The 22,366-nt window shown below is 69.1% G+C and carries 24 protein-coding genes and 1 other RNA gene; 17 read left to right on the forward strand and 8 right to left on the reverse strand.

Features of this window, described 5'->3' with window-relative positions; all coding sequences use genetic code 11:
- The first annotated feature begins 5 nt into the window (after nucleotides 1-5).
- From hutG to FURADRAFT_RS19925, 4 genes are all read left to right on the forward strand, one after another.
- Nucleotides 6-809: an N-formylglutamate deformylase gene (gene hutG / locus FURADRAFT_RS00795; RefSeq protein ID WP_008952182.1), complete on the forward strand. Its 804-nt coding sequence runs from the start codon at nucleotides 6-8 to the stop codon at nucleotides 807-809.
- A 287-nt stretch (nucleotides 810-1,096) separates the two neighbouring features.
- A complete protein-coding gene (locus tag FURADRAFT_RS21205) occupies nucleotides 1,097-1,888 on the forward strand; it encodes an AraC family transcriptional regulator (protein WP_008952183.1) in 792 nt (263 codons plus the stop codon).
- A gap of 97 nt (nucleotides 1,889-1,985) precedes the next feature.
- Nucleotides 1,986-2,948 (forward strand): DMT family transporter, encoded by a 963-nt coding sequence (locus FURADRAFT_RS00805; protein ID WP_008952184.1) that lies wholly within the window; start codon nucleotides 1,986-1,988, stop codon nucleotides 2,946-2,948.
- 91 nt (nucleotides 2,949-3,039) lie between these two features.
- Nucleotides 3,040-3,115, forward strand: a non-coding RNA gene (locus FURADRAFT_RS19925) — sX9 sRNA.
- Between the two features lie 40 nt (nucleotides 3,116-3,155).
- Here FURADRAFT_RS19925 and FURADRAFT_RS00810 read toward each other — a convergent pair.
- Complete coding sequence (locus FURADRAFT_RS00810; protein ID WP_008952185.1) at nucleotides 3,156-4,082, reverse strand: LysR substrate-binding domain-containing protein; 927 nt, start codon at nucleotides 4,080-4,082, stop codon at nucleotides 3,156-3,158.
- A 107-nt stretch (nucleotides 4,083-4,189) separates the two neighbouring features.
- On the opposite strand from FURADRAFT_RS00810, the gene FURADRAFT_RS00815 reads away from it, so the two are divergent.
- The 3 genes from FURADRAFT_RS00815 to hisC all read left to right on the forward strand — a co-directional run bounded on the left by FURADRAFT_RS00815 (nucleotide 4,190) and on the right by hisC (nucleotide 6,585).
- Nucleotides 4,190-4,798, forward strand: a complete 609-nt coding sequence (locus tag FURADRAFT_RS00815; RefSeq protein ID WP_008952186.1) for an FMN-dependent NADH-azoreductase — start codon at nucleotides 4,190-4,192, stop codon at nucleotides 4,796-4,798.
- Between the two features lie 280 nt (nucleotides 4,799-5,078).
- Complete coding sequence (locus FURADRAFT_RS00820) at nucleotides 5,079-5,441, forward strand: DnaJ family domain-containing protein (protein WP_008952187.1); 363 nt, start codon at nucleotides 5,079-5,081, stop codon at nucleotides 5,439-5,441.
- An 85-nt stretch (nucleotides 5,442-5,526) separates the two neighbouring features.
- Entirely contained in the window at nucleotides 5,527-6,585 is a 1,059-nt protein-coding gene (gene hisC, locus FURADRAFT_RS00825; RefSeq protein WP_008952188.1) for a histidinol-phosphate transaminase, read from the forward strand.
- A gap of 92 nt (nucleotides 6,586-6,677) precedes the next feature.
- On the opposite strand, the gene FURADRAFT_RS00830 is transcribed toward hisC, so the two are convergent.
- Nucleotides 6,678-7,592, reverse strand: coding sequence for a DMT family transporter (locus tag FURADRAFT_RS00830; RefSeq protein WP_008952189.1), 915 nt, complete (start codon nucleotides 7,590-7,592; stop codon nucleotides 6,678-6,680).
- A 147-nt stretch (nucleotides 7,593-7,739) separates the two neighbouring features.
- Here FURADRAFT_RS00830 and FURADRAFT_RS00835 point away from each other — a divergent pair, with 147 nt between their 5' ends.
- Nucleotides 7,740-8,201, forward strand: coding sequence for an Lrp/AsnC family transcriptional regulator (locus FURADRAFT_RS00835; protein WP_008952190.1), 462 nt, complete (start codon nucleotides 7,740-7,742; stop codon nucleotides 8,199-8,201).
- A 125-nt stretch (nucleotides 8,202-8,326) separates the two neighbouring features.
- Here FURADRAFT_RS00835 and hemF read toward each other — a convergent pair whose 3' ends face one another.
- Nucleotides 8,327-9,235, reverse strand: a complete 909-nt coding sequence (gene hemF, locus FURADRAFT_RS00840; RefSeq protein WP_008952191.1) for an oxygen-dependent coproporphyrinogen oxidase — start codon at nucleotides 9,233-9,235, stop codon at nucleotides 8,327-8,329.
- Nucleotides 9,236-9,303: 68 nt separating this feature from the next.
- Here hemF and FURADRAFT_RS00845 point away from each other — a divergent pair, with 68 nt between their 5' ends.
- On the forward strand, nucleotides 9,304-9,921 hold the full coding sequence (locus tag FURADRAFT_RS00845; protein ID WP_008952192.1) for a glutathione S-transferase N-terminal domain-containing protein: 618 nt from the start codon (nucleotides 9,304-9,306) through the stop codon (nucleotides 9,919-9,921).
- 267 nt (nucleotides 9,922-10,188) lie between these two features.
- Here FURADRAFT_RS00845 and FURADRAFT_RS00850 read toward each other — a convergent pair whose 3' ends face one another.
- Nucleotides 10,189-11,232 (reverse strand): YeiH family protein, encoded by a 1,044-nt coding sequence (locus tag FURADRAFT_RS00850; RefSeq protein ID WP_008952193.1) that lies wholly within the window; start codon nucleotides 11,230-11,232, stop codon nucleotides 10,189-10,191.
- A 112-nt stretch (nucleotides 11,233-11,344) separates the two neighbouring features.
- Here FURADRAFT_RS00850 and FURADRAFT_RS00855 point away from each other — a divergent pair, with 112 nt between their 5' ends.
- From FURADRAFT_RS00855 to FURADRAFT_RS00890, 8 genes are all read left to right on the forward strand, one after another.
- Complete coding sequence (locus tag FURADRAFT_RS00855; RefSeq protein ID WP_008952194.1) at nucleotides 11,345-12,217, forward strand: LysR family transcriptional regulator; 873 nt, start codon at nucleotides 11,345-11,347, stop codon at nucleotides 12,215-12,217.
- A gap of 205 nt (nucleotides 12,218-12,422) precedes the next feature.
- Nucleotides 12,423-13,493, forward strand: a complete 1,071-nt coding sequence (locus tag FURADRAFT_RS00860) for a homoserine dehydrogenase (protein WP_008952195.1) — start codon at nucleotides 12,423-12,425, stop codon at nucleotides 13,491-13,493.
- Between the two features lie 2 nt (nucleotides 13,494-13,495).
- Nucleotides 13,496-14,926 carry an aldehyde dehydrogenase family protein gene (locus FURADRAFT_RS00865; protein ID WP_008952196.1) on the forward strand — a complete coding sequence of 477 codons (1,431 nt, stop codon included), beginning with the start codon at nucleotides 13,496-13,498 and terminating at the stop codon, nucleotides 14,924-14,926.
- 50 nt (nucleotides 14,927-14,976) lie between these two features.
- Complete coding sequence (locus tag FURADRAFT_RS00870; protein WP_008952197.1) at nucleotides 14,977-15,765, forward strand: ABC transporter ATP-binding protein; 789 nt, start codon at nucleotides 14,977-14,979, stop codon at nucleotides 15,763-15,765.
- A 20-nt stretch (nucleotides 15,766-15,785) separates the two neighbouring features.
- A complete protein-coding gene (locus tag FURADRAFT_RS00875; protein WP_008952198.1) occupies nucleotides 15,786-16,574 on the forward strand; it encodes a transporter substrate-binding domain-containing protein in 789 nt (262 codons plus the stop codon).
- A 53-nt stretch (nucleotides 16,575-16,627) separates the two neighbouring features.
- A complete protein-coding gene (locus tag FURADRAFT_RS00880) occupies nucleotides 16,628-17,296 on the forward strand; it encodes an ABC transporter permease subunit (protein WP_008952199.1) in 669 nt (222 codons plus the stop codon).
- A gap of 11 nt (nucleotides 17,297-17,307) precedes the next feature.
- Complete coding sequence (locus FURADRAFT_RS00885) at nucleotides 17,308-17,997, forward strand: ABC transporter permease (protein ID WP_008952200.1); 690 nt, start codon at nucleotides 17,308-17,310, stop codon at nucleotides 17,995-17,997.
- A gap of 63 nt (nucleotides 17,998-18,060) precedes the next feature.
- Nucleotides 18,061-19,230, forward strand: a complete 1,170-nt coding sequence (locus FURADRAFT_RS00890; RefSeq protein ID WP_008952201.1) for a trans-sulfuration enzyme family protein — start codon at nucleotides 18,061-18,063, stop codon at nucleotides 19,228-19,230.
- 50 nt (nucleotides 19,231-19,280) lie between these two features.
- Here FURADRAFT_RS00890 and FURADRAFT_RS00895 read toward each other — a convergent pair whose 3' ends face one another.
- From FURADRAFT_RS00895 to FURADRAFT_RS00910, 4 genes are all read right to left on the reverse strand, one after another.
- Nucleotides 19,281-19,736 carry an Lrp/AsnC family transcriptional regulator gene (locus FURADRAFT_RS00895; RefSeq protein WP_008952202.1) on the reverse strand — a complete coding sequence of 152 codons (456 nt, stop codon included), beginning with the start codon at nucleotides 19,734-19,736 and terminating at the stop codon, nucleotides 19,281-19,283.
- A gap of 72 nt (nucleotides 19,737-19,808) precedes the next feature.
- On the reverse strand, nucleotides 19,809-20,288 hold the full coding sequence (locus FURADRAFT_RS00900; RefSeq protein WP_008952203.1) for an Lrp/AsnC family transcriptional regulator: 480 nt from the start codon (nucleotides 20,286-20,288) through the stop codon (nucleotides 19,809-19,811).
- Between the two features lie 22 nt (nucleotides 20,289-20,310).
- Nucleotides 20,311-21,078, reverse strand: coding sequence for a hypothetical protein (locus FURADRAFT_RS00905; protein WP_236261504.1), 768 nt, complete (start codon nucleotides 21,076-21,078; stop codon nucleotides 20,311-20,313).
- A 346-nt stretch (nucleotides 21,079-21,424) separates the two neighbouring features.
- Nucleotides 21,425-22,363 (reverse strand): homoserine kinase, encoded by a 939-nt coding sequence (locus FURADRAFT_RS00910; protein ID WP_008952205.1) that lies wholly within the window; start codon nucleotides 22,361-22,363, stop codon nucleotides 21,425-21,427.
- Between the last annotated feature and the right edge of the window lie 3 nt (nucleotides 22,364-22,366).

Below are 22,366 nucleotides of genomic sequence, written 5' to 3' on the forward strand. Positions count from 1 at the left end.
GAATAATGGATACCCCGATCTACACCCTGCAGCGCGGCAGCGCGCCGCTGCTGATCTCGATGCCGCACGTCGGCACCGAGCTGCCGGCCGAACTCGCCGGGCGCTTGGCGCCGGTGGCGGCCGAGCTGGACGACACCGACTGGCACCTGCCGCGGCTGTACGATTTCGCCGCCGCGCTGGGCGCCTCGATCCTGATCCCGCGCTACTCGCGCTACGTCGTCGACCTCAACCGCCCGCCGGACAACGCCAACCTCTACCCGGGCCAGGACACCACCGGGCTGTGCCCGGTCGACACCTTCGCCAAGGTGCCGCTGTACCGCGCAGGCGAAGAGCCGGACAGCGCCGAGATCGAGCGCCGCGTCGAGCGCTACTGGCGCCCCTACCACCGGGCGCTGCAGGACGAGCTGGCACGGCTCAAGGCCGAGCACGGCGTGGCGCTGTTGTGGGAGGCGCACTCGATCCGCTCCGAGGTGCCGCGCTTCTTCGAGGGCCGCCTGCCCGACTTCAACCTGGGCAGCGCCGGCGGCGCCTCGTGCGGCGCGGGCCTGGGCGAGCGCCTGCTGGCGGTGGCGCAGGGTTTCCCGGCCTACAGCGCGGTGCTGAACGGCCGCTTCAAGGGCGGCTACATCACCCGTGCCTACGGCCAGCCGGACGACGGCGTGCACGCGATCCAGCTCGAGCTGTCGCTCGCCGCCTACATGGAAGAGCAGGCGCCGTACGCCTACGACGAGGTACGGGCGGCACGGGTGCAGCCGGTGCTGCGCGCGCTGCTGGCGAGCCTGTTGCAGTGGGCGGATCAGCCGGCCTGAGCACCTGTGAATCAATCGGCTGCGCGTCCCTGATCGGGGCGCATGCGCTGCCCTGTGCGGGCGGATCTCCGGTGGAGATTCGCTCGGTCTTGATCCTCATGTACGCCATGTCCATTGCGTTGCTGCGCTGCTCTTTTCCCCGTCGAGGGCCGCGCGCGACGATTTGTTCCACCCGCGCTGACGCCTTGGCCGCCGCTGCGGTCACGTTCTCGATGTCGTAACGGTTCTCCTTGGCACGCTTGTCAGGCAGACTAGCGTCTATCCGCCATCGCTACGCCGTTCGTCTGATGAATCCCTCGCTGTCCGTCCGCCATTACCTGCCCGAAACGCAGGCCCACAGCCACGACCACGCCCAGCTGGTGTTCGGGCTGGACGGCGCGTTGCAGGTGGACGTGGAAGGACGCGCCGGGCGCATCGCGGCGCAACAGCTGGCGGTGATCCCCTCTGCCTGCCGTCACGCCTTCGCCGGCGACGGCGCCAGCTCCTGCCTGGTGCTGGACGTGCCGTGCGATGCCGAGGCGCTGGCGCGGCTGCTGGGCAGCGGCGCCGACGCCGCGCGCCGCCTGCTCGACACCCCGGGAACGCGGGCGCTGACGCCGGCGCTGGGGGCGCTGGTGAGCGGGCTGGCGGCCTTGCCGTCGCTCGACGACCTGGTCATCGGGCGCCACGGCGCTGCCCTGCTGCTGGCCGGACTGGCCCAGCCCCAGCCCCAGCCCCAACCGACGCTGGCCTTGCCGGGCCTGCCGCTGGCCAGGCTCGACGCCTTCATCGACCGCCATTGCGCCCATCCGCTGCAGGTACGCGACCTGGCCGAGCAGGCGGGGCTGGCGCCGTCGCGCTTCCACGAACGCTTCCTCGCCGAGACCGGGCTGCGCCCGATGGAGTACGTGCGCCGGCGCCGCCTGCGGTTGGCGCGCCTGCTGCTTATCACCACCACGCTGCCGGTGGGCGAGGTGGCGGCGCGCACCGGCTACGCCTCGCAGAGCGCCTTCACCAGCGCGCTGGTGCGCGAGTACGGCGAGACCCCGAGCACGCTGCGCCGTGCGGCGCGGGCGGAGTCGCGCGCCAAGCCGGCGTAGCCCCGCGACAGATTTTTTCTCTTTCCTTCACTACACTGCCGGACGTAATGGGGCCGAGCGCGTGCGCGCGCCGGGCCGCAACGGACCAATGGGAGTGATGGTGATTCAAGGTGTGCTGTACGGCCTCGCGGCCGGCGCCCTGTGGGGCATGGTGTTTCTGGCGCCGCGCGCGCTGTCGGCGTTCTCGCCGCTGGAGCTGGCCTCGTGCCGCTACCTGAGCTACGGCGTGGTGTCGTGGCTGATGTTGTGGCCGGTGTGGCGCACCGTGCGCGGGAAACTGCAGCGCGAGGACTGGCTGGCGCTGCTGCGCCTCTCGCTGATCGGCAACATCATCTATTACGTGCTGTTGATCAGCGCGGTGCAACTGGTCGGCATCGCGCCGACCTCGCTCATCATCGGCGTGCTGCCGGTGCTGACCACCTTGATCGGCAGCCGCGAGCACGGCGCCTTGCGCCTCTCCGCGCTGGTCTGGCCGCTGGCGCTGATCATGGCGGGGGTGGCGGCGATCAACCTCGACGTGTTCCTCTACGCGCCGGACCCGGCCCACGGCGGCGCCGGCTGGCTGGTCAAGCTCGGCGGTCTCGCCTGCGCCGTCGCCGCCCTGGTGTCGTGGACCTGGTACGCGGTGGCCAATGCGCGCTACCTGCGCCGCCACCCGCGCTTCAACAGCCACGAGTGGTCGTTGCTGACCGGGGTGTGCACCGGCGCGCTGGCGCTGCTGCTGGCGTTGCCGGCGGGCTGGCTGGCGTTGTCGGTGCCGGCGGCGCCCGGGCGCGACTGGGGGCTGTTCGCTGGCATCACGGTGGCGGTGGCGCTGGGGGCCTCGGTGCTCGGCACCGGCTTCTGGAACGCCGCCAGCCGCCGTCTGCCGCTCACCCTGAGCGGCCAGCTGATCGTGTTCGAGACGCTGTTCGCGCTGTTCTACGGCTTCCTCTACGAGTCGCGCTGGCCGCGTCCGTTCGAGGGCGTGGCGATGCTGCTGCTGTTGGGAGGGGTGCTGTGGTCGTCGTGGCTGCACCTGCAGCCGGCGGAGCCGCTGGCCGACGAGATGCCGGTGTGAGAACCTGCTTTCAACGTGACAGCGCGGTTGTGATCTCGGGTTGGGTGGACTGCGTGCAAATCTTCGATTTGCTCAGCGATCTGGAATCCTCATGGACTCCGTGTCCATTCCGGTTCCTGCGCTCCAGCCGCCCCTCGCTGACGACCGCTCGTTACACGTTGAAAGCAGGTTCTGAACGGTCAATGCTATTCAGCAAATAGAGCTCCCTTAACCGAGGCGGTCGTAGCCCGGATGGCCGGGCGGCACCAGTTCGGCGGCGAGGAAGTCGATGAAGGCGCGCACCGCCGGCACCAGCCCGCGCCGGCTCGGGAACACCGCGTGCAGGATGCCGCCGGGGATGATGTAGTCCGGCAGCAGCCGTACCAGCCGGCCCGCCGCGAGGGCGGCATGGCACAGCTGCACCGGCAGTTGCGCCACGCCCAGCCCGGCTTCGGCGGCCTCGGTCAGCACCATCAGGTCGTCGGTGATCAGGCGCGGCTGCTCGATCTGCACGCTGTAGTCGTGGCCGACCGCGTCGAGCAGGGCGAAATGGCCGCGCCCGTCCGGCCAGTTCATCGACAGCGCCGGCAGCCGCGCCACGTCGGCCGGGCTCGCCGGGGTGCCGTATTGCTGCAGCAGCGCCGGGCTCGCCACCAGCACCTGGCGCGCGATGCCGAGGCGGCGCGCCACCAGGCTGGCGCTGTCCTCGATCACGCTGCGCACCCGGATCGCCACGTCGATGCCGTCCTCGATCAGGTCGACGCGGCGGTTGGTCGCCTCCAGGAGCAGCCGCACCTGCGGGTGCTGTTGCATGAAACGCGGTAGCAGCGGACCCAGCTCGGTCTTGGCCAGCAGCTCCGGACAGCTCACTCGGATCAGGCCGCGTGCCTCGGCGGTGACGCGCGAGACGCTCTCTTCGGCGGCGTCGGCTTCGGCCAACATGGCCTGGCAGTGGTCGTAGAAACTGGCGCCGACCTCGGTCAGCGCCAGCTTGCGCGTGGTGCGCTGCAGCAGGCGCACCCCGAGCTGTTCCTCCAGCCCGGCCACGCGCCGCGACAGGCGCGACTTGGGAATCCCCAGCACGCGGGAGGCGGCGTTGAAGCCGCCGTGTTCGACTACCTTGGCGAAGAACAGCAGATCGTTGAGATCGCGCATGGCGATTGTCCTATAGGTGGAACAATGCTTCTTATTTTAGCCGTCTAGTGGCGATTGGCGATAAAACCTACCATGCACCTGTACCCACTTTCTACAGGAGCACCACCATGAAACTGCTTCACCTCGATTCCAGCATCCTCGCCGGCAACTCCGTTTCGCGTCAGCTGACCGCTGCCCTGGTCGACAACGTGCGTCGCCAGCACCCGGCCATCGAGGTCAGCTACCGCGACCTGGCTGGTACCTCGATCGCCCACCTGTCCGGCGAGATCATCGGCGCCAACTTCACCCCGGAAGCCGACTGGAACGCCACCCAGCGCACCGAGAAGGCGCTGTCGGAAGAGCTGATCGCCGAGTTCCTGGCCGCCGACGTGATCGTGATCGGCGCACCGATGTACAACTTCTCGATCCCGTCGCAGCTCAAGGCCTGGATCGACCGCGTGGCCGTGGCCGGCCGCACCTTCAAGTACGGCGAGAATGGCCCGGTCGGTCTCGCCGGCGGCAAGAAGGTGCTGATCGCCTCCAGCCGCGGCGGTGTCTACTCCACCGAGCAGGGTCGCCTGATGGACTTCCAGGAAGACTACCTGAAGACCGTGCTGGGCTTCCTCGGCATCACCGACATCGAGTTCGTGCGTGCCGAAGCGGTCAACATGGGCGAAGACAAGCGCGCCACCGCGATCCACGCGGCCAAGTCGGCGATTGCGGCCATCGCCGTGTAACCCATCCCATTAGGCGGCTGTGCCTGTGCATCTTGAGCGCCGGCAGTACTGCGTGCCAATCTTCGATTGGCTCAGCGATCAGGAATCCTCATGTACTCCATGACCATTCCGGTTCCTGCGCGCTGGCGGCGCCCAACCTGCTTTGGCTCGCTCGCCTACTGGGACAGGTTCTCTTGTTTGCTATTGTTGGCAAGATCACCAAAGGGGCTTCGGCCCCTTTTTTCATGCTGTCTTCCCGCCCCTGTCCGCGCTAGCATTCAGGGGGAGAGGAGGGCGTGGCATGGACATCCTGGCGCTGATCGGGGAACAAAGGTTGGCCGAAGCGGCGGAGAAGGGCGAGCTGAGCCACCTGGCGGGCGAGGGCCAGCCGCTGCCGGAGGACGACATCAGCCCGCTGGTGCCGCCCGAGCAACGCATGGCTTGGCGCATCCTGAAGAACGCCGGCTACCTGCCGCCGGAGTTGGCGGCGCGGCGCGAGGCGGTGGAACTGGCGCTGACGCTGGACGGCGCCGAGGGCGAGGTGCTCGCGCGCGGACTGAAGCGCCTGGCGCTGCTCAACCAGCGCCTGAGCGACGCCGGGCTGCCGACCGTGGCGGCGGACGGCGCCTACGGCGCCAAGCTCTTGCGCCGGCTAGAGCGCTGACGCGACGAACGGCGCTGCCGCAGCGGCCCGCTGTTTGTTACGATGGAGGTTTGCTAGCCATCCATCCCGTCATCCCGGACCCGCCATGAGTCAATACTGGAGTGCCACCGTTTCCCGCCTGACGCCGTACACCCCCGGCGAACAGCCGCAGCACCAGCGCCTGATCAAGCTCAACACCAACGAAAACCCCTACCCGCCGTCGCCGCGCGCCATCGCGGCGATGGGGCGCGAGCTGGGCGCGTCGCTGCGCCTCTATCCCAACCCGGACGCCACGCCGCTCAAGGCCGCGATCGCGCGCCGCCACGGCCTGACCCCGGCCCACGTGTTCGTCGGCAACGGTTCGGACGAGGTGCTGGCGCACGCCTTCTGCGCGCTGCTCAAGCACGAACTGCCGATCCTGTTCCCGGACATCAGCTACAGCTTCTACCCGACCTACTGCAAGCTCTACGACGTCGAGTACCGTACCGTGCCGCTGGCCGAGGACTTCAGTCTGCGGATCGACGACTATCGGGTGCCGTGCGGCGGCATCATCTTCCCCAACCCCAACGCCCCGACCGGCCGCCTGCTGGCGCTGGACGCGATCGAAACGCTGCTGGCCGCTCAGCCGCAGCGCGTGGTGGTGGTGGACGAGGCCTACATCGACTTCGGCGGCGACAGCGCCATCTCGCTGGTGGAGCGCCATCCCAACCTGCTGGTGGTGCAGACCTTGTCCAAGTCGCGCTCGCTGGCCGGGCTGCGCGTCGGCTTCGCGGTCGGCCACCCGGCGCTGATCGACGCGCTGGAGCGGGTCAAGAACAGCTTCAACTCCTACCCGCTCGACCGCATGGCGATCGTCGGCGCCACCGCCGCGATCGAGGACGAGGAACATTTCGACAGCACGCGCCGCGCCGTGATGGCGAGCCGCGCGGCGCTGACCGCCGGGCTGGCAGCGCTCGGCTTCGAGGTGCTGCCGTCGGCCGCCAACTTCGTGTTCGCGCGCCACCCCGGCCACGACGCCGCCACCCTGGCCGCCGCGCTGCGCAGCGAGGGCATCATCGTGCGCCACTTCAACGCGCCGCGCATCGCGCAGTTCCTGCGCATCACCGTCGGCACCGACGCCGAGTGCCAGGCGCTGCTGGAATCGCTGCGCGCCAAGCTGGGCTGAGCCGTCGTCCTTCGCTGCCGCCGGACAGCAGCATGGCCGCCGTCGCGTGAGCGAGGGCGGCCATGTCGTTTCTGGAGGTTGCTCAGACCGGACTAGCGCCGCGCCGGCAAGGGCCGGCTGGCGCCGACCACGCCCGCCACGATCAGCGCCATGCCGAGCAGCGAGCCCGCGCCCGGCATTTCGCCGAACAGCGGCAGCGCCAGCAGCGAGGCCAGCACCGGGGTCAGCGCGCCGGCCGCGGCGGCGGTGTCGGCGCCGAGGCGCGAGATGGCGATGGCGTAGCACAGCGTCGAGACCAGTCCCACTCCCAGCCCCTGGATCAGCCCCTGCAGCGCCAGCTGCCCCGCCGGCAGCGTCAGCAGCCCGAGCGGGGGATGCAGCAGCAGCCACGGCAGCAGCAGCGCCAGCGAGCCGGTCGAGATCAGCGCCGCGCCTTCCAGCGGCGACAGCCCGGAGCGGCGCAGCGCCAGCGTGTAGTTGGCCCACATCAGGCTGCCCAGCAGGAACAGCGCGTAACCCCGGCCCAGCTCGCCCTGGCCGTGGTTGAGCGTCATCAGCACCAGCACCCCGGCGCCGATCAGCAGCAAGGCCGGCAGGCGCGCCGTCGGCGGGCGCTGGCGGTACAGCAGCGCGCCCAGCACGGCGACCAGCAGCGGCAGGGTGCCGGGAATCAGCGTGCTGCCGTCGGCCACCGGGGCGTGGCGCATGCCGAGGCCGGCGATCAGGAAGTAGGGCAGGCCGGCGCCCACCAGGATCGACGCCAGCAGCGGCCACGGCACCGCCGCGATGCGGCGCCAGCGCCGCACCAGCAGCGGCAGGAAGCCGAGCCCGGCCGGGGCGAAGCGGATCAGCGCCAGTTCCTCGGGACGCAGCTGGGCACGCGCGCCGGCACGCAGCGACACGAAGAAGCTGGACCAGATCAGCACGGTCACCGCCAGCGCGGCGAGGCCGGCGACGAGGCCGGGGCGTGGGGCGGCGGTGGGCAGGGCGAGGGTGGCGGCGGACATGGCACGGCTCCGGAAGGGGAATAAGCCGATTATCGGCGCGCCAGTGGAGGGTTATCCGGCAAAATGCGGCATGATTGGTGCCATGGTTGGTGGAATTCGGCGTAAAAATCGATATAGTTGTTTGATTCGACCAATGAGGGCATGGCCATGGACCGCATCGACCGGCAACTGCTGGAACTGCTGCAACGCGAGGGGCGCCTCAGCACCGCCGAACTGGCCGAGCGCGTGGCGCTGTCGCCGACCCCGGTGGCGCGCCGGCTCAAGCGGCTGGAGGAGGAAGGCATTATCAGCGGCTACCGCGCGGTGCTGGACCGCCGCCGCCTCAAGCTCGCCACCACGGTGTTCGTCAGCGTGCGCCTGATGCACCACCGCGAGGATGCCTCGCGCCTGTTCGAGGAGGCGCTGTCGCTGATGGACGAGGTGATCAGCTGCCACGTGGTGTCGGGCGCCTACGATTACCTGCTGGAAGTGGTGGTGCCGGACCTGCCGGGCTACGAGCGCGTGGTGCGCAAGCTGCAGACGCTGAGCATGGTGCAGGACATGACCAGCAACTTCGCCATCCGCCCGGTCAAGACCGGCGCGCCGCTGCCGCTCGACGCGCTGGAGTGAGAGCGAGGCGAAAGGTTGGCCGAAGCATGACCAATGCTGGATTCAGCAGAGAGAACGGGATTGTCGGATGACTGAAGCGCAGCGCCAGCCATCGCCCGATGGATGGTGGTCTGGCGTTGGACGGGTTACAGCCAGTCGCGCGCCGGCAAAAACTTCTCGTACAGCTCCGCTTCGGGCGAGCCCGGTTCGGGCTGGTAGCCGTATTCCCAGCGTACCAGCGGCGGCATCGACATCAGGATCGACTCGGTGCGCCCGCCCGACTGCAGGCCGAACAGCGTGCCGCGGTCCCACACCAGGTTGAACTCGACGTAGCGCCCGCGCCGGTAGAGCTGGAACTGGCGCTCGCGCTCGCCCCACGGCGTGTCCTTGCGCCGCGCCACGATCGGCAGGTAGGCGTCGAGGTAGCCGTTGCCCACCGCCTGCAGGAAGGCGAAGCTCTGCTCGAAGCCCCAGGCGTTGAGGTCGTCGAAGAACAGACCGCCGACGCCGCGCGCCTCGTGGCGGTGCTTGAGGAAGAAGTACTCGTCGCACCACTGCTTGTACCTGGGGTAGACCTCGGCGCCGAACGGCTGGCACAGGTCGTGCGCCACGCGGTGCCAGTGCACCGCATCCTCCTCGAAGCCGTAGAACGGCGTCAGGTCGAAACCGCCGCCGAACCACCACACCGGCGCCTCGCCGTCCTTCTCGGCGATGAAGAAGCGCACGTTGGCGTGGCTGGTGGGGACGTAGGGGTTCTCCGGATGCACCACCAGCGACACGCCCATGGCCTCCCAGCGCCGTCCCGCCAGTTCCGGACGGTGCGCGGTGGCCGAGGGCGGCAGGGTGTCGCCGGTGACGTGGGAGAAGTTGACGCCGGCCTGCTCGAACACCGCGCCGCCGGTCAGCACGCGGCTCCTGCCGCCGCCGCCCTGCTCGCGCTGCCAGCTGTCCTCGACGAACGACGCGCCGCCGTCGGCCGTTTGCAGCGCGGCGCAGATGCGGTCCTGCAGGTCGGTGAGGAAGGCGTGCACCACCGTAGAGGAAAAGTGACTCATTCGCGGTATCCTAGCGTGATCGTTAGCGCGGCATTGTAACCGACAGCGCCGCCCGGTAAGGAGCATTCATGATCACGTTGTATACCTGGGGCACGCCCAATGGAAGAAAAGTCTCGATCCTGCTGGAAGAGCTGGGTCTGGGCTACCGGGTGGAGCCGATCGACATCGGCCAGGGCGACCAGTTCGCGCCGGCCTTCCTGGCGGTCAACCCCAACGGCAAGATCCCGGCCATCGTCGACAGCAACGGCCCGGAAGGCGGTCCGATCACCGTGTTCGAGTCCGGCGCCATCATGATCTACCTGGCGGAGAAGCACGGCCGCTTCCTGCCCGCCTCGGGCTTTGCGCGCTACCAGGCGTTGCAGTGGCTGATGTTCCAGATGGGTGGCTTCGGCCCGATGCTGGGGCAGACCCACCACTTCCTGCGCTACGCCCCGGAAAAGGTGCCGTACGCGATGGAGCGCTACCACAAGGAAACCCAGCGCCTGTACGGCGTGCTGGACGCGCGGCTGGCCGAAACCCCTTACGTCGCCGGCGACTACAGCATCGCCGACATGGCGCTCTACCCCTGGGCGGCGCGCCACGAGTGGCACGACATCGATCTGGCCGCCTATCCCCACGTCGAGCGCTGGTACCACGAGATCGGGGCGCGGCCGGCGGTGATACGCGGTATGCAGGTGCCGGGCTGAGAGCCACGAACAAAACCCTCTTGGCGTTGTTGCGCGGCCTTGCCGTACTACTTGTACTGTCAGCGGCCGCGCGCCTAGCCAAGACCGCTACGCTGGGTTTTGTTCGCGGCTCTAGGCTTATCCCATTAGGCAGCTGCGCCTTCGTATCTTGGGGGTGTAGGATGGGTGGAGGCACCCTTCCTTCGCGACGCTTCGCTTGCCTCGCTCAGTCAGTGCCGTAACCCATCGGTGATGGTTTACGCTGCGCTTCACCCATCCTCCCGTTGTTCACTTCAGCAGCACGCCCACCCCCGCATTCACCAGCGCGCCGCCGACGATCAGCCAGCCGCACAGGCAGGCCGCCAGCCCGAGCGGGGCGAGCCCGGCGCGGCGGATCGCCGACACCTGGGTGTGCAGCCCCAGCGCGCCCATCGCCGCCGCCAGCAGCAGGGTATCGAGCTGCAGCAGCCCGGCGCGCCAGGCCGGCGGCAGCCAGCCCAGCGAGTTGACGCCGGCCAGCACCACGAAGCCCACGGCGAACCACGGAATGGTGAGGCGGCGTGTCGTGCCGGCCGTGTCACCGCGTTCGCGCCGTGCCTGGAACGCCGACAGCAGCAGCAGGAACGGCGCCAGCATCATCACCCTCATCATCTTGGCGATCACCGCCACCTCGGCCGCCTGCTCGCTCACCGCGCGCCCGGCCGCCACCACCTGCGCCACCTCGTGCAGCGTCGAGCCGGCGAACAGCCCGAAATGCCTGCTGTCCAGGCCGTGCAGCCCGGCCGCCTGGGCCAGCGCGTAGAGCCCGGGGTAGAGGAACATGCCCAGCGTGCCGAACACCACCACGGTGGCCACCGCCACCGCTACCTTCTCGGCCCCGCCGCGCGCCACCGGCTCGGTGGCCAGCACCGCCGCCGCGCCGCAGATGGCGCTGCCGGCGCCGATCAGCATGGCGCTGTCGCGCTCCAGTCCGAACCAGCGCGGGCCGATCCAGCACGCCAGCAGGAAGGTGCTGGAGAGCATCACGACGTCGATCAGGACGCCGGCCGGGCCGACCGCGGCGATGTCCTGCAGCGTCAGGCGCAGCCCGAACAGCACGATGCCCAGGCGCAGCAGGCGCTGCTTGGCGAGCTGCACGCCGCTGTCGCAACGCGGCGCCAGCATCGGGTAGACGCTGTTGCCCAGGGCGATGCCGCCGACGATGGCGAGCGTCAGCGCCGACAGGCCGAGCTTTTGCAGTGCCGGGAGGGTCGCCAGGAGTAGCGCCGCTGTCGCCAGCAGCAGGGTCAGTGCCAGGCCGGGCAGCGTCTTTCGGATGTATGGAATAAACATAGCGTCAAATGGAATAAGTGGGGGTGACGCCACGATAGCGCTCGGCAATTCAGTGGTAAAACGGATAAAATTACTGATATCAATTAGTAAAACCGATCAATAAGGCGCGACCATGACGCTCAAACTCACCCTGCGCGAACTGGCGGTGTTCGTCGCCGTGGCGGACTGCGCCACCGTGACGCGCGCCGCCGATACCCTGGCGATGACCCAGTCGGCCGCCAGCCAGGCGCTGGCATCGCTGGAGAGCGGGCTGGCGGCGGCGCTGTTCGACCGCGTCGGCCGGCGCCTGCTGCTCAACGAGCACGGCCGGCTGCTGCTGCCGCGGGCGCGCGCCCTGCTCGACCAGGCGCAGGAGCTGCAGGGGCTGTTCAGCGGCGGCGCCATCGACCTGCGCCTGGGCGCCAGCACCACGGTGGCCAATTACCTGCTGCCGGAGCGCATCGCCGCGTTCCGCCTGGCCCACCCGCAGGCGCGGGTCGAGCTGGAGGTGGCCAATACCCGCGACATCGTCGAGGCGGTGGCGGCGTTCCGCGTCGACGCCGGCTTCATCGAGGGGCCGTGCCACCACCCCGAGCTGGAGGTGACGCCGTGGCTGGACGACGAGCTGGTGCCGTTCTGCGCCGCCGCGCATCCGCTGGCGGGGCGAGAGCTGACGCTGGAGGAGCTGGCGGCGGCGCCGTGGCTGCTGCGCGAGCCCGGTTCCGGCACGCGCGAGGAGGTGGAGCGGCTGCTGTTGGCGCAGCTGGGCCGCGTCAACCTGGTGATGGAGCTGGGCAACTCCGAGGCGCTCAAGCGCGCGGTGGCGGCCGGGCTCGGCGTGAGCTGCCTGTCGCGGCGCGTGATCGCCGACCTGCTGCAGGGCGGCAGCGTGGTCGAACTCGCCACCGCGCTGCCGCGCCTGATGCGCCGCTTCCACCGCATCGTGCACCGCGACAAGACCCTCACGCAGGGCCTCAGCCAGTTCCTCGCCATGGCGGGGGACTGAGCCCTCGCTTCGGCCAACCTTCGTACTCCCTGGGCCGTCCTGCCAGGGCCATTCCGCCCGGTTGCGGCACCGACCTGGCAAAGTGTTAGGCCGGCTTGTCGGTTTGTCTGAAAAATCCCTGTAAATCAGCCGATTAGCAAGCTGTGTGCGAGCGTTCGGATGCCTAGAATTTCCCTGCGGTTCCACTAACTCGACGGGGAAAACCATGCAATTGAATCTGGCATTAATCGGCTACGGCGGCGTCAACCAGGGACTGGTCGACGTGCTCCGGCAGAAGCAGGCGCGGCTGCAACGGCAGCACGACCTGACGCTCAACATCGTCGCGGTGACCGACCTGCGCGGCGGCCTGGTGTGGAACCGCGGCGGGCTGGATCTCGCTGCGCTGGCCGCGGTGCCGGCCAACGGCTTCTCGTTTAGCGAGCTGGCCGGCAGCGACGGCGGCTACCACCCTGACCTCACCCTGGAGCGCACGCTCGAGCTGCTGGCTGCCGACTTCATCGACGTGGTGGTGGAAGCCACCTTCACCGACCCCGCCAGCGGCGAGCCGGCGCTGACGCACTGCAAGGCCGCGCTGGCGCACGGCAAGCACGTCGTCACCACCAACAAGGGGCCGGTGGCGCTGGCGCTCTCCACGCTGCAGCGGCTCGCCGAGTCCGGCCGCGCCCGCCTCAAGTACGAAGGCGCGGTGATGAGCGGCACCCCGGTGCTGCGCCAGCTCTCCACCACGCTGCGCGGCTGCGACTTCAACGGTTTTGCCGGCATTCTCAACGGCACCTCCAACTTCGTGCTGGGCCAGGTCGAGCAGGGGCGCTCGATGGCCGAGGCGATCCGCGAGGCGCAACGGCTGGGCTACGCCGAGGCCAACCCGGCGGCCGACATCGAAGGCCACGACGTGCAGCTCAAGGTCACCATCCTCGCCAACGCGCTGTGGGACGCCCGCCTGCAGCCGGGCGACGTGCCGTGCCGGGGCATCACCCAGCTGTCCGAGGACGACATCCGCGCCGCGCGTGCCGAGGGCGGCGCCTGGAAACTGATCGGCCAGGCCACGCGCCAGGCCGACGGCCGCCTCGCCGCCAGCGTCGCGCCGCAGCGCCTGCCCGCCGGCCATCCCTTGCTGGCCGCCACCGGCGCCACCAACGCCATCGCCTTCGACACCGACCTCTTGGGCCAGGTGACGATCAGCGGCCCGGGTGCCGGCCGCGTCGAAACCGCCTTCGCCATCCTGTCCGACCTGATCGAGCTCGCCGACGAGCTCGCCATCCCGCACAAGGAGTGACCATGGACCGCGCAGAACCCCCGATCATGGCCGCCGCGCGTCAGCCGGCGCTGGCGGTGTACGCCAAGTTCGACGGCGCGCCGCTGGGCGAGGTGACGCTCACCCCGGCCGAGGCCGCCGACGCCATCGTGGCGCGCGCCGAAGCCGGACGCCACGCCGCGCGCGCGCTGCCGCTCCACGAGCGCGCCCGATTGCTCGGCGCCGTGGCCGACGAGGTCGAACAGCACGCCGAGGAGTTCGCCCGCACCATCGCGCTGGAAGCCGGCAAGGTGATGCGCCAGGCGCGCAAGGAAGTGGCGCGCTGCGTCAACACGCTGCGGCTGTCGGCGGAGGAGGCCAAGCGCTTGGCCGGCGAAGTCATCCCGTTCAGCGCCTACCCCGGCTCGGAGAACCGCAGCGGCCATTACACGCTGGAACCGCTCGGCGTGATTCTCGCCATCACCCCGTTCAACGACCCGCTCAACCTGGTGGCGCACAAGCTCGGCCCGGCGCTGGCCGCCGGCAACGCGGTGATCCTCAAGCCGTCGAAACTGGCGCCGCTGTCGGCGCAACGGCTGGTCGAGGCGTTCTGGCGCGCCGGCTTGCCGCGCCAGGCGCTGCAGATCGTGCACGGCGAGCGCGCGCTGGTGGAGCGCCTGGTGGCCGACCGCCGCATCCGCATGATCTCGTTCACCGGGGGTCCGGAGACCGGCGAGGCCATCACGCGCCAGGCCGGGCTGAAGAAGATGGCGATGGACCTCGGCGGCAACGCCCCGGTCATCGTCACCGCCGACGCCGACCTCGACGATGCCGTGGCGAGCTGCGTCTCCGGCGCGTTCTGGGCCGCCGGGCAGAACTGCATCGGTACCCAGCGCATCCTGGTCGCCGCCGCGATCTACCCGCCGTTCGTGGAGCGCTTCGCGCTCGCCACCGGGCGCCTGCGCGTCGGCAACCCGCTCGACGAGGAGGCCGACATGGGGCCGATGATCAGCGAGGCCGAGGCGCGGCGCATCGAGGGCTGGGTCGAGGAGGCGGTCGGGCAGGGCGCGCGCGTGCTCACCGGGCACCGCCGCGACGGCGCGCTGTACGCCCCCACGGTGCTGCTCGACGTGCCGCGCACGGCGCGCGTGTGGCGCGACGAGGTGTTCGCCCCGGTGGTGTCGATCGTGCCGTTCTCCGACCTCGACCAGGCGGTGGCGCTCGCCAACGACTCGGAAAGCAGCCTGCACGCCGGGGTGTTCAGCCGCGATCTCGACACCGCGCTGACGTTGGCCGAAGCGCTCGAGGCCGGCGGCGTGATGATCAACGACTCCTCCGACTACCGCTTCGACGGCATGCCATTCGGCGGCGCCAAGTACGGCAGCCTGGGGCGCGAAGGGGTGCGCTTCGCGGTGCACGAGATGTCGCAGCCCAAGGTGTTCTGCCTGCGCCGCCAGCCGGCGCCCCGTTCCTGAACCCGAGCCGCGCCGTCCTCAGGCGGCGCGGCATCCACAAGGAGTACGCGATGAGCGACGGCAACAGCCGCGAGGTGCTGCGGGTCGAGGACCTGCACAAATCCTTCGGCGGCATCGAAATCCTCAAGGGCATCACGCTGGCGGCCAAGCCGCACGACGTGATCAGCATCCTGGGCAGCAGCGGTTCCGGGAAGAGCACCTTCCTGCGCTGCATCAACTTCCTGGAAACCCCGGACTGCGGCCGCATCAGCGTCAACGGCGAGCAGATCCGCCTGCGTCAGGACGGCAAGCGCGGCGCCTTCGTCGCCGAGGACCCGGCGCAGATCGTCAAGATGCGCCGCAAGCTGGCGATGGTGTTCCAGCAATTCAACCTGTGGGCGCACATGACGGTGCTGCAGAACGTGATGTTCGCGCCGATGCGCGTGCTGAAGATCGACAAGAAGGACGCCGAGCTCACCGCGCTGGCGATGCTGGAGAAGGTCGGCCTGGCGGAAAAGCGCCACCACTACCCGAGCCAGCTCTCCGGCGGCCAGCAGCAGCGCGTCGCCATCGCCCGCGCGCTGGCCATGGAGCCCGACGTGATGCTGTTCGACGAGCCCACCTCGGCGCTCGACCCGGAGCTGGTGGGCGAGGTGCTGAAGGTGATGCGCGCCCTGGCCGAGGACGGCCGCACCATGCTGGTGGTCACGCACGAGATGGGCTTCGCGCGTGAGGTGGCGAGCCGCGTGGTGTTCCTGCACCAGGGGCGGGTGGAGGAGGACGGCACCCCTGACGAGGTGTTCGCCAGCCAGAAGTCGCCCCGTTTCCAGAAGTTCCTGTCCAGCATGTCCAACAAGTAAAACATCCGGAGAAATAGACCATGAAACGTATCGTTCAAGCCTTGCTCGTCGGCGCCGCCGTCGCCGCTTCCAGCGCCCACGCCGAAGAGGTCGTGCGCATCGGCACGCTGGCCGATTACGCCCCGTTCGAATACCGCGACCCGAGCGGCCAGCTCAAGGGCATGGAGATCGAACTGGGCCAGCAGATGTGCCAGCACATGCGGGTCAAGTGCCAGTGGGTGACCATGGACTTCGACGCGCTGATCCCTGCGCTCAAGGCGCACAAGATCGACGCCGCGCTGGCGCAGATGTCGGTCAACCCGGAGCGCCTCAAGACCGTCGACTTCAGCCGCATCTTCACCATCGCCCCGGTGCAGTACGTCGCCAAGGGCCTCACCGGCATCAGCGACAACCCGGCCTCGCTGCGCGGCAAGACGGTGGGAGTGCAAAGCGGCTCGATCCATGAGAGCTATCTGAAGACCCGGCTGCCCAGCGCCAGCTCGGGCATCGAGATGAAGGTCTACCAGGGCCTCGACCAGGCCTGGCTCGACCTGCAGGCCGGCCGCATCCAGGCGGTGCTGGCGGACAGCACGGTGGGGCTCGACTGGATCACTAAGGAGGGCCGGAAGGGCGGCTTCGTGCTGGTCGGCAAGCCGGTTTCCGACCCGGAAATCTTCGGTGAGGGCACCGCGGTGGCGGTACGCAAGGGCGACGCCCGGCTGAAGGCGCGCTTCGACCAGGCCATCGCCACGGTGCTCGGCAACGGCAGCTTCGCCGCGGTCAACAAGCAGTACTTCCCGTTCAGCATCGCCCCCGTGGCGGCCAAGTAAGGCCCGGGCCGGCGTTCGCGCCGGCCTTTTCTTCCACCACGAGGAACACAACCATGAACGATCTGGCCGACTACGCCAACCAGCTCCTGGCCGGGGCGCTGGTGACCATCGAACTGGCGCTGACTTCGCTGCTGTTCGGGCTGCTGCTGGGCCTGGCGGCGGCGTGGGCCAAGCTGGCGCCAAGCCCCTGGCTGCGCCACCCGGTGACCTTGCTCAGCAACGTGCTGCGCGGCATCCCGGAGTTCCTGATCATCCTGATCTTCTACTTCGGCCTCTCCAACTTCCTCGCCGACCATTTCGACGGCGCCATCGAGATCAGCCCCTTCTTCGGCGGCGTGTTCGCGCTGTCGATCATCTTCGCGGCGTATTCGTCCGAGGTGTTCCGCGGCGCCTTTCTCGAGGTCGGTCGCGGCCAGCTCGAGGCCGGCCAGGCGTACGGGCTCAACCGCTTCCAGCTGTTCTGCTTCATCCGCCTGCCGCTGGCGTGGCGCACCGCGCTGCCCAGCCTCAACAACATGTGGCAGTCGCTGCTCAAGGACACCTCGCTGATCTCGGTGGTGGGGCTGGAGGACATGCTGCGCAAGGCGCAGATCGGGGCGCAGTACACCAAGCAGCCGTTCCTGTTCTACGCCGCCGTGGCGCTGGTCTACCTGCTGCTGCTGGCCGCCTCCAACCCGCTGTTCGGGGCGCTGGAAAAATCCGCCAACAAGGGCTTCCGCTGAGGAGAACGACGATGCTTTACGACTACCTGGGATTCGCGTTCGAGCACGGACAGGAACTGCTGGACGGGCTGTGGATCACGCTCAAGCTGCTGGCGCTGTCCTCGCTGGGGGGCTTTTTGCTGGCGCTGCCGCTGGCGGTGGCCAGGGTGTCGCCGAACCGCACCGTGGCGGCGCTGGCGCGCGGCTACTCGGCGCTGTTTCGCGGCACCCCGCTGTTGGTGCAGATCTTCATCCTCTACTACGGCTTCAGCCAGTTCGAGGCGGTGCGCAATTCGCCGGCGTGGTTCGTGCTGGCCGACGCCTTCAACTGCGCGCTGCTGGCGCTGACGCTGAATATCGCCGCCTATATGGCGGAAGACCTGCGCGCCGGTATCATCGGGGTCCCGCACGGCGAGAAGGAGGCGGCGCTGGCTTACGGCATGGGCCGTTGCGGCAGCTACCTGCACATCATCCTGCCGCGCGCCATCGGCATCGCCGCCCCGGCGCTCGGCAACGAGGTGGTGTCGCAGCTCAAGGCCAGCGCCCTGGCCAGCGTGATCACAGTGCTGGAGGTGACCGGCGTGGCGCGGCGCTTCTCGGCGCAGAGCTACAGCACCGATCCGCTGATCGTGGCCGGCCTGCTCTACGTCGCGGTCACGCTGCTGCTCTCGCTGCTGGCGAGGTTGGCCGAACGCAGGATCAATTGCCATCAGCCGCGCTGAGCTGATGGCACTCGCCGCCGTCCGGCAAGGGGCCGGACGCGGCGCATAACGGAGAAAGAGAACATGGCATACAGGCCCGAAACCCTGGTGGTGCACGCCGACTACGACGTCACCGACGACAAGACCGTGGCACCGTCCATCCATTATTCCGCCACCTTCAAGGCGGCCGACGCCGCCGAGTTCGCGGAAATGTCGGAAATTCCGCAGCACCCGCGCAACTACACCCGCTACGGCAACCCGGTGCACGAGCGCGTGAAGAAGATCATGGCCGAGCTGGAAGGCACCGAAACCGCGCTGGTGACCGCCTCGGGCATGGGTGCGGTGGCGGCCACGCTGCTCACCTTCGTCGAGGCCGGCGACCACGTCATCGGCCAGACCAGCCACTACATGAGCACCACGCGCCTCATGGACGAGATGCTGCGCCGTTTCAGCGTCGAGGTGACTTTCGTCGAGCAGGGCGACCCGGAGGCGTTCCGTCGCGCCATCCGTGCCAACACCAAGTTCATCATGCTGGAGACGCCGGCCAACCCGCTGCTGACGCTGACCGATCTCGCCGCGATCACCGCCATCGCGCGCGAGCACGGCGTGCTGACCATCGCCGACAACACCTTCGCCACGCCGCTCAACCAGCGCCCGCACGACCTCGGCGTCGACATCGTGCTGCACAGCGCCACCAAGTACCTGGGCGGCCACCACGACCTCACCGCCGGGGTGATCTGCTGCAGCCACGAACAGGCCGAGCGCATCTGGAAGACGCACATCACGCTGGGCGCGGTGCTGTCGCCGATGGACGCCTGGCTGCTGCTGCGCGGGCTGCGCACGCTGCCGATGCGCGTCGAGCGCATCAACGCCAACGCCCAGGCGCTGGCCGAGACGCTGGAAGCCCACCCCAAGATCGAAACGGTGCTCTACCCGGGGCTCGCCAGCCACCCGCAGCATGAATTGGCGCGGCGGCAGATGCGCGGGGGCAGCGGCATCGTGGCGTTCTCGGTGAAGGGCGGCTACGCCGAGGCCGAGCGCTTCGTGTCGCTGCTCGAACTGCCGCTCAACGCCGCCAGCCTGGGCGGGGTCGATTCGCTGGTGATCCACACCGCGGCGATGTGGGCCGGCACCATGACGCCTGAGCAGATGGCGGCCTCGGGCATTCCGCTCAACGCCCTCCGCTACGCGGTAGGCGTGGAGCACATCGATGACATCAAGGCCGACGTGCTGCAGGCGCTGGAACGGCTGTAACGGCGGAACGGGAGGGGGCCGGGGCCGGGCGCCCCGGCCGCCGTGCGGGATCAGGGATGCCGGCGGTCGACCACGGACGACAGCACGAAATGCGTCTTGGTGTTTTCCACTCCGGGCAGGCTGGAAATGACCGACCAGATCTCGTTGATGCGCTCGTGCGAGCGCGCCTCCACCGTCAGCAGCAGGTCGATGTCCCCGCTCAGCACCGCGCAGTAGGTCACCTCGGGGATGGCCGCGATGGCGCGCGTGACGTCGCTGCCGCGCATGCGGTCCTTGCGGTAGACCTGTATCACCGCCGGCACCAGGGTCTCGCTGCCGTGCGGGCGCTTCTGGCGGATGGTGTAGGCCGCGATTACGCCGTGCGCCTCCAGGCGGTCGATGCGCTGGCGCGTGGCCTGGCGCGACAGCCCCACTTTCAGCGCCAGCGTCGACACCGGGGTGCGCGCGTCGCGCGACAGTTCGTTGAGGATCTTGCGGTCGATGGTGTCGAGGTCGTTATCGTGCATGGTCTCTCCCTCCGGGCGGGTGGCGCCGGGTCAAGGGCTGGGCAGGAATGAGGGTGCCGGGCGCGGCGCAGGCTAGCCTTCCGTGTCCTCGAGCGGCACGAACAGGCTGGTTTTCAGGGTATTCAGCACCACGTTGGTGGTGATGCGCCGGATCATCGGGTTGCCCTTCATCACCTCGGCGGTGAGCCGGTCGTAGCTCTCCACGTCCCGCGTGGTGATGATGGCGATCAGGTCCGCCGAGCCGGTCACGTAGTAAATCTGCTGGATCGCGTCGACGTGGCGCGCCCACTCGCGAAACCGCGCCACCGTGTCGTAGTTGTCGCGCTCGATTTCCAGCGCCGCGATGAAGGTCATCGGGCGGCCGACCACGGCCTGGTCCAGCACCGCGATCTCCGCCGCGATGATCTTGTCGCTGCGCAGCCGTTTCAGGCGCTTTTGCACGGCCGAGGTCGACAGCCCCAGTTGCGAGGCGATCGCCTCGGCCTTGAGCGAGCAGTCGCGCTGCACCAGCACCAGAATCTTGCGGTCGAAGGCGTCGAGAATAGCGGGCATGGCGAAGTCCAATCCAGCGGGGTTACAGGTAGAACGGATGCGCGGGGCTCACCCCGGCGCACGCTCTGACCTGATCGAGCGCCGCCATCAGCGCGTCCCGCGCCTCCACCGCGGAGCCCGCGAAGCGCACCGGGGGTAGCGCCAGAGTATCGATTTCGTGCGGCAGGCGATAGGGCCGCTCGTTGCCGAACTCGCCCTTGGCGATCAGCGCCGTGCCCCGCATGCCGAGCAGGCTCAGGCACAGATAGCCCGGCGCGCCGGACCGCAGCGCCTGCCACAGCGGGGCGTACACCGTGTCGAGTTGCCGCAGCAGCGGGATTTCGTACGAGCCCGGCCACCAGACGCGGGGCTCGCTCGACCACAGCCCGCAGGGCAGGGCCGCCACGACTTCCACGGCACCGTCACTCCCCACGCCGGCGTAGGCGCCGACCCGGCCCGCGCGGTCGCGCGCCGAGCAAACCAGCGGGGCGGTGGCCTCGTTGCGCCAGTCCTGCAGCGGCACGTTGAGCGGCCGCAGTGCCGCCAGCCAGGGCCGCGCCGCCGCGAGTTGTTCATGGCTCGGTGCCGGCGCCTCGGCGACCAGCAGGCAGGCCCATTTCGGGCCGGTCGCCATCGGGGCCAGCGTGGCCCCGCCGGCCAGCGCGGCCAGGCGTTGCTCGACGCGTCGGGAAAGGACAAACGGCAGTTCGGACATAGCTCCTCCTTCGTCATGCAGCCACGGCTCGGCTCGCGTTCCACCGCGTCCCGGTGCCACGAAGCGGGATGCCGCGATGCCGCTGTTGCGCTCCATTTTGCCGTGGCGATAAGTCTGCCAGACATCGAATAAGCGACTTAAGTCGACGAAATGCCGCGCAATATCGGTAAATCAGTCCGCTATACCGCGCAAAAGCGCACGGCTAGCTACGGCGCGCGTTATCGCGCCAAGCGACGGACTCAGGCTGGTGGCGACAGGCGCGTCCCGTCTCGCGCTGCGGCCGCTGCGATGGCTGATCGTCCGGGGCGTAGCGCAGCGTCGGCGCGGTGACGGCGGGGAGTCGGGGGGCGAGGAGTAGGGGTGGGGCGAAACGAGGCGGAAGCCGCCAGGGGGCTGGCGGCGGCGCCCGGGCTCGGGATCGCCGAGACCGGGTGCGGAGCGCTTACAGCCAGAAGTCGCTGCGCACGCGGTGCGCTTCGACCAGGCGCTGGAACACCTTGGGGTCCTTGGTGTAGGTCAGTTCGCCTTCCTGAGGCTGGTACAGGTCCAGCAGGCGCGAGGTCCAGAAACGCAGCGCGGCGGCGCGCAGCATCACCGGCCAGCCGCGCTGTTCCTCGGCCTCGAACGGGCGGATCGACTGGTAGCCGGCCAAGAGCGTGCGCGCCAGCTCGCCGTCGATCTCGCCGTCGGGACGGCGTGCCCAGTCGTTGACGGCGATTGCCACGTCATACAGCAGCACGTCGTTGCAGGCGTAGTAGAAGTCGATGAAGCCGGCGATGGTGTCGCCGTTCATCAGCACGTTGTCCTTGAACAGGTCGGCGTGGACCACCCCGGTGGGCAGGTGGTCGAAGCGGTGGCTGTCCTGGAAGTGCACCTCGGCGCGCAGGCTGGCGGCGTCGGCCTCGTTCATGTAGGGGTAGACCGTGGCCGCAGTCTGGCTCCACCAGCGCGGGCCGCGCGGGTTGTGCATCTTGCGCGGGAAGGTGGCGCCGGCTAGGTGCAGTTGCGCCTGCATCTCGCCCACGGCGCGGCACTGCGCCGCGTTCGGCGCCTCCACGTCACTGCCGGGCAGGCAGGTCACCAGGCAGGCCGGCTTGCCGGCCAGCAGCGAGGCGAAGTTGTCGGTGTGGTCGGCGATCGGCGCCGGGCAGGCCACGCCGTGGCGCGCCAGGTGGCTCATCAGTTCGAGGTAGTAGGGCAGCTCGTCGAGCTTCAGCACCTCGAAGATGGTCAGCACGTAGCGGCCGTGCGTGGTGGTGACGAAGTAGTTGGTGTTGGTGATGCCGGCGGCGATGCCCTTGAGCTCGACCAGCTCGCCCAGCGCGTAGCGCTCGAGCCATTGTGCCAGGGTGTCGTTGTCGACGGTGGTGTAAACCGACATGCC

This window comes from Pseudogulbenkiania ferrooxidans 2002, assembly GCF_000174355.1.
Taxonomy (GTDB): domain Bacteria; phylum Pseudomonadota; class Gammaproteobacteria; order Burkholderiales; family Chromobacteriaceae; genus Pseudogulbenkiania; species Pseudogulbenkiania ferrooxidans.

Bases quoted from the DNA above. Each gene is read 5' to 3' on its own strand.
- FURADRAFT_RS00865 (WP_008952196.1), top strand. From the start codon at position 13,496: ATGGACCGCGCAGAACCCCCGATCATGGCCGCCGCGCGTCAGCCGGCG.
- FURADRAFT_RS00890 (WP_008952201.1), top strand. From the start codon at position 18,061: ATGGCATACAGGCCCGAAACCCTGGTGGTGCACGCCGACTACGACGTC.
- FURADRAFT_RS00860 (WP_008952195.1), top strand. From the start codon at position 12,423: ATGCAATTGAATCTGGCATTAATCGGCTACGGCGGCGTCAACCAGGGA.
- FURADRAFT_RS00805 (WP_008952184.1), top strand. From the start codon at position 1,986: ATGGTGATTCAAGGTGTGCTGTACGGCCTCGCGGCCGGCGCCCTGTGG.
- FURADRAFT_RS21205 (WP_008952183.1), top strand. From the start codon at position 1,097: ATGAATCCCTCGCTGTCCGTCCGCCATTACCTGCCCGAAACGCAGGCC.
- FURADRAFT_RS00835 (WP_008952190.1), top strand. From the start codon at position 7,740: ATGGACCGCATCGACCGGCAACTGCTGGAACTGCTGCAACGCGAGGGG.
- hutG (WP_008952182.1), top strand. From the start codon at position 6: ATGGATACCCCGATCTACACCCTGCAGCGCGGCAGCGCGCCGCTGCTG.
- FURADRAFT_RS00810 (WP_008952185.1), bottom strand. From the start codon at position 4,082: ATGCGCGATCTCAACGATCTGCTGTTCTTCGCCAAGGTAGTCGAACAC.
- FURADRAFT_RS00875 (WP_008952198.1), top strand. From the start codon at position 15,786: ATGAAACGTATCGTTCAAGCCTTGCTCGTCGGCGCCGCCGTCGCCGCT.
- hisC (WP_008952188.1), top strand. From the start codon at position 5,527: ATGAGTCAATACTGGAGTGCCACCGTTTCCCGCCTGACGCCGTACACC.
- FURADRAFT_RS00845 (WP_008952192.1), top strand. From the start codon at position 9,304: ATGATCACGTTGTATACCTGGGGCACGCCCAATGGAAGAAAAGTCTCG.
- FURADRAFT_RS00830 (WP_008952189.1), bottom strand. From the start codon at position 7,592: ATGTCCGCCGCCACCCTCGCCCTGCCCACCGCCGCCCCACGCCCCGGC.
- FURADRAFT_RS00900 (WP_008952203.1), bottom strand. From the start codon at position 20,288: ATGCCCGCTATTCTCGACGCCTTCGACCGCAAGATTCTGGTGCTGGTG.
- FURADRAFT_RS00815 (WP_008952186.1), top strand. From the start codon at position 4,190: ATGAAACTGCTTCACCTCGATTCCAGCATCCTCGCCGGCAACTCCGTT.
- FURADRAFT_RS00880 (WP_008952199.1), top strand. From the start codon at position 16,628: ATGAACGATCTGGCCGACTACGCCAACCAGCTCCTGGCCGGGGCGCTG.
- FURADRAFT_RS00870 (WP_008952197.1), top strand. From the start codon at position 14,977: ATGAGCGACGGCAACAGCCGCGAGGTGCTGCGGGTCGAGGACCTGCAC.
- FURADRAFT_RS00855 (WP_008952194.1), top strand. From the start codon at position 11,345: ATGACGCTCAAACTCACCCTGCGCGAACTGGCGGTGTTCGTCGCCGTG.
- FURADRAFT_RS00910 (WP_008952205.1), bottom strand. From the start codon at position 22,363: ATGTCGGTTTACACCACCGTCGACAACGACACCCTGGCACAATGGCTC.
- FURADRAFT_RS00885 (WP_008952200.1), top strand. From the start codon at position 17,308: ATGCTTTACGACTACCTGGGATTCGCGTTCGAGCACGGACAGGAACTG.
- FURADRAFT_RS00905 (WP_236261504.1), bottom strand. From the start codon at position 21,078: ATGGAGCGCAACAGCGGCATCGCGGCATCCCGCTTCGTGGCACCGGGA.
- FURADRAFT_RS00820 (WP_008952187.1), top strand. From the start codon at position 5,079: ATGGACATCCTGGCGCTGATCGGGGAACAAAGGTTGGCCGAAGCGGCG.
- hemF (WP_008952191.1), bottom strand. From the start codon at position 9,235: ATGAGTCACTTTTCCTCTACGGTGGTGCACGCCTTCCTCACCGACCTG.
- FURADRAFT_RS00895 (WP_008952202.1), bottom strand. From the start codon at position 19,736: ATGCACGATAACGACCTCGACACCATCGACCGCAAGATCCTCAACGAA.
- FURADRAFT_RS00850 (WP_008952193.1), bottom strand. From the start codon at position 11,232: ATGTTTATTCCATACATCCGAAAGACGCTGCCCGGCCTGGCACTGACC.